The sequence below is a fragment of the Streptomyces sp. NPDC050263 genome, assembly GCF_040655955.1.
In the GTDB taxonomy this organism is placed as follows: domain Bacteria; phylum Actinomycetota; class Actinomycetes; order Streptomycetales; family Streptomycetaceae; genus Streptomyces.
Genome location: NZ_JBFAKW010000245.1, coordinates 1 through 4,246, shown reverse-complemented (window position 1 = coordinate 4,246; position 4,246 = coordinate 1). Strand labels below are relative to the sequence as shown.

General features: G+C 65.8%; 3 protein-coding genes. 2 read left to right on the top strand and 1 reads right to left on the bottom strand.

The window, feature by feature from the left end; translation table 11 throughout:
- Positions 1-974 precede the first annotated feature (974 nt).
- Together AB0J04_RS45410 and AB0J04_RS45405 are read left to right on the top strand one after the other, a co-directional pair.
- Complete coding sequence (locus AB0J04_RS45410; protein ID WP_363174600.1) at positions 975-1,931, top strand: ParB N-terminal domain-containing protein; 957 nt, start codon at positions 975-977, stop codon at positions 1,929-1,931.
- A 180-nt stretch (positions 1,932-2,111) separates the two neighbouring features.
- Positions 2,112-2,810 (top strand): response regulator transcription factor, encoded by a 699-nt coding sequence (locus AB0J04_RS45405; protein ID WP_363174601.1) that lies wholly within the window; start codon positions 2,112-2,114, stop codon positions 2,808-2,810.
- 30 nt (positions 2,811-2,840) lie between these two features.
- On the opposite strand, the gene AB0J04_RS45400 is transcribed toward AB0J04_RS45405, so the two are convergent.
- Positions 2,841-3,845 (bottom strand): beta-ketoacyl-ACP synthase 3, encoded by a 1,005-nt coding sequence (locus AB0J04_RS45400; RefSeq protein ID WP_363174599.1) that lies wholly within the window; start codon positions 3,843-3,845, stop codon positions 2,841-2,843.
- Positions 3,846-4,246: the final 401 nt, after the last annotated feature.

Below are 4,246 nucleotides of genomic sequence, written 5' to 3'. Positions count from 1 at the left end.
GCCCGAGCCGCCCTCGTCCTGCTCCAGCTCGAGCACGGCCGCACCGCCTGAACGAAGATCACAAAACGTCACGAGGCGTTACCGAGAAGAGTTCATTGTTGGTCCACCGCCACTACATTCCCGTACATCGAACGGCATCACCGAGACAGCCATCAATTCAACTCATCACTCATCCGTCAGAGCTCTGCGCCGCCGTGTAGCTCCTGCGGAACAGGTGCCGATCTCATGAGGCGCGCACCCGCACCCACGGTCAACGTGATGGAACGGCCGAAGCTCACTTCGCGCGACACTCGCTGGAACTTGGGACAGACGACGTCGGTCAGGGCGTTCCCGTGATCAAGGTCGAATTCTATTCTCTCCTGCGAGGACGCTGGCACGGCCCGGGGGGGGGCGCGTACCTCCGGTGCGGCTCGGCAGTCACCTTGAATTTGTCACCGCGAACTACCCTTGCGGTCGACCTGTCGAGTCCGGAGGCGATTGTCAACGGAATTAATCTGCTGCGCTGCCGATCGCCTGGCCCCGCGCATGAGGGCGCTCTCCCCGGCATTCTGATATGTCGCTTCCGCCAACTGGTCAACCACGGCTGGAAATGAGGCCATTATATTCTTGCGTATTCGGTGACGACGTTAGCGGACCGGCTTCCAGCCCGTCCACTACTCGATCGAGCAGTGGTCACTACCCACCTTGGAGCCCTAGTGGTGTTGCTCACATCCTGACCGGATGGCGATGATGCGGATGGAAGGCATATCGCTTTCCGATGCTGGAAAACACATGCAGTGTCGGCCTTGGACCACGGTCGGCGGCCGCCGCGGGACCGGCTGCGTACGTGCCCAACCCCTACCCTCTGACAGGCAAGTGGTCGTATGTGGAGCAATGTAGAGGCCCTAAAATTAGAAAGCTACTCTGCCGACAGCGAATTGCCGACACGAAAGGCACAAGTGGAGGGTACCGCCGCGCTGGATGGGACGGCCCCCATGCTGGTGCCGATCTCCTCATTGGCGCCCGCCGACTCACCCCGGCTGACCGGGGAGAACCCCGAACACGTAGAGCTACTGGCCATGGCCCGGGATCTTCCGCCGATTCTTGTCCAGCGGAGCACGATGCGGGTGATCGACGGCATGCACCGGGTGCGGGCTGCGCAGTTCCGGGGCGAGGAGGCCATCTCCGTCACGTTCTTCGAGGGGGACGACAGCGAGGCATTTCTTCGAGCCGTCGACGCCAACATCAAGCACGGACTGCCGCTTTCGCTGACGGATCGCGAGGCTGCGGCCGACCGGATCCTCGCGAACTACCCGCATTGGTCGGACCGGACCGTCGCGGCCGCTTCCGGGCTGTCCCACACGACGGTGGGAGCGATCCGACGTCGTTCCGGTGTCCCGGCCGCAGCGGAGGGCGGCCGGGTGGGGAGAGACGGACGGGTCCGTCCCGTGCACGGTGCGGCGGGCAGGCGGCGGGCGAGCGAGGTCATCGCCGAAAAGCCCGACGCACCGTTGCGGACCATCGCCCGAGAGGCCGGCGTCTCGGTGGGGACAGCCCGAGACGTGCGTGAACGTCTGCGAGCGGGCCGGGACCCGGTCCTGGGCTCGCAACGCGGCACCGCCCAGGAGCCGGGTCCGTCCGCCGACGGCCCGGCGGAGTCACGGCAGCACAGAGCGGGCAGCACCCGTCAGAGCACGGACTGGCGCTCGGTGGTGGGCAGTCTGAGCAGGGATCCCGCAGTGCGGTACGCGGAGAACGGCCGCGCCTTCGTCCGGTGGGTCGACGGCCATGCGATCGAGCCCGTCGAATGGTGCGAGCTGATCGATGCCGTGCCACCGCACTGGCGGAACTCCGTCGCCGAGTTGGCCCGGTCGTGCGCCGGAGCATGGCTGGAGCTAGCACGGGAGCTCGAACAGAAGGCGCAGACGAAACCTGAGCCAGGAGTGGCGTGAGCAGGGTCCCGCCGGATTCCCGCGCGGTAAGCCCGACAAGGGGGAAGCGTGAGCACTGCCAGCAGTCGTCCGCACCTGGCGCTGACACGCAATAGGCACAGCCGCCATCGGCCGGAGCACCCGGGACACCAGTGGGCCTTCACCGCGGAGCACGTCGCGCAGTCGACCGTCGCGTGGCGCATACTCGTGGTGGACAGCGACACGGCGTGTGCGGATTCGCTGGTGAAGAGCCTGCTACGGCAAGGTCATGAGGCGGAACGGGTCGCTACGGGCATGGCCGCCCTGGACTCGTACGAGCGCGCCCATATCGTCCTCATGGATCTCGACCTGCCCGATCTCGACGGTCTCGAGATCTGTCGGCGCATCCGCGCCGGCAGCTCTGTCCCCGTCATCGCCGTCACCGGACGCGGCAGCGAATTGGACCGGGTCCTCGGCCTGCAGGCTGGAGCCGACGACTATCTCGTCAAGCCTTATGGTTTCCGCGAACTCATGGCACGCATCGAAGCCGTGATGCGCCGCTGCCAGGGCCACACAGCACCGACGACTCCGTCGGTGATCTCGCACGGCCCTCTGCTCATCGACGTGTCCGCACGCCAGGTCAGGCTGGACGGCCGCCCTATCGACCTGACCCGCAAGGAGTTCAACCTGGTACACCTTCTCGCCTCTCAGCCCGACACCGTCCTTCCGCGGAAGCGGATCATGCAGGAGGTGTGGGGTGACGCATGGTCACGCCGGACCATTGACACGCACATCAGCAACATCCGCAACAAACTCGGTTCCCCCGGGTGGATAGTGACCGTGCGCGGGGTCGGCTTCCAACTGGGCCGACACGTGGCCGCACGCGGCGGTCCAGAGTCTGGCGCCGCGTCGGAGGGTTGACGCCTTTCCCGCCGCCGAGCGGTGAGCCGACTACGGAAGGACGGCGATGGTCGCCGCGTAGCAGAGGCCCGCCCCGTAGCCTATGAGCAAGGCCCGGTCTCCGGTCCGGGCCTGCCCCGAGGACAGCACCGCGTCCAGGGCCAGCGGGATGGAGGCACCCGAGGTGTTGCCGGCCGTCACGATGTCCTTGGCGACGACGGTAGTTCCCGGCAGGCCGATGCGCCTCGCAAGCGTGTCTATGATGCGGACGTTTGCTTGATGCGGAATGAAGACGTCGAGGTCGGATGCTGACATTCCCGCGGCCGCCAGCGCCCGCTTCGAGACCTCCGCCATCTCGTAGGCAGCCCAGCGGAAAACCCGCTGCCCTTCCTGCCGCAGATACGGAAATTCGTGCTCTTTGGTGCCGTTCTTGAGCGCGTCCCACGGAATGCTCTGCTCGATCGCGTCCGCCTGGGACCCATCCGCGCCCCAGACCGCCGGACCGAATCCGGGGGTATCGGCGGGCCCGATCACCACAGCACCGGCGCCGTCCCCGAAGATGCAGGCGGTGGACCGGTCGCGTAAGTTCAGCAGGTCGGTCATCCGCTCCACACCGACGACCAGAACATGACCGCCGCGGCTGCGGATGGAGTCGGCCGCGAGCACGACCCCGTGGACGAAACCGGCACAGCCCGCCGACACGTCGAAGGCGGCTGCCCCCGTGGCGTCGATCCGCTGGGCTATCTCCGTCGCGATCGCCGGCGTCTGCTTGAGGTGCGTGAAGGTAGCGGCGATGACGCAGGTGATGTCCGCCGTGCTGAGACCCGCGGCCGCGACGGCCTTGAGGGCGGCCTGCTCCCCCATCACTCCCAGGGTCTCGTCCGGACCTGCCCACCGCCGTGTGACGATCCCTGTGCGGGAACGCACCCAGTCATCCGAGGAGTCGATGAGTCGGCATGCCTCCTCGTTGTCGACGACACGACGCGGGCGATACGCGCCCACACCCATGATCTGTGCATAGGGGGCGCCTTCTTGCGCGATCAGCTCTTGTTTCACCGTGCTCCTCCACGAACGTTTTCCACGGAATTATTTTTCGCGGGCCGGTTTGTCTAGCGAGTCTCTTTCGAGCTCCCGGAACAGGCAAGAGTCGCGCATTCCAGTCGAGGTCAGGGAATGTTACTTTCGCGCGCCGCGTCGGCCGAATCACCGGAAAATGTCAGAGAAGCGTCAACTCTGAGATAAGTTGCGGTCAAACGGCCCTGAGCGGATATACGGCCGATGGAAAATCCGATCTGCGTATCCGCATACGAGGATGCCGTGCGGCCTGGCGGCGGATGCGATCTACGCCGCCGCAGACAGCGACTGTCGGGGGCGGCTGAAATTTGACCCATTTTGGGCGGTTGAAACGTGACCCCCGTGTCGTTGGTTGCTGTCGGTCAGTCGGTTTCGGTCGCGGC

Coding starts and splice junctions, on each gene's coding strand:
- AB0J04_RS45410 (WP_363174600.1), top strand. CDS start 975: ATGCTGGTGCCGATCTCCTCATTGGCGCCCGCCGACTCACCCCGGCTG.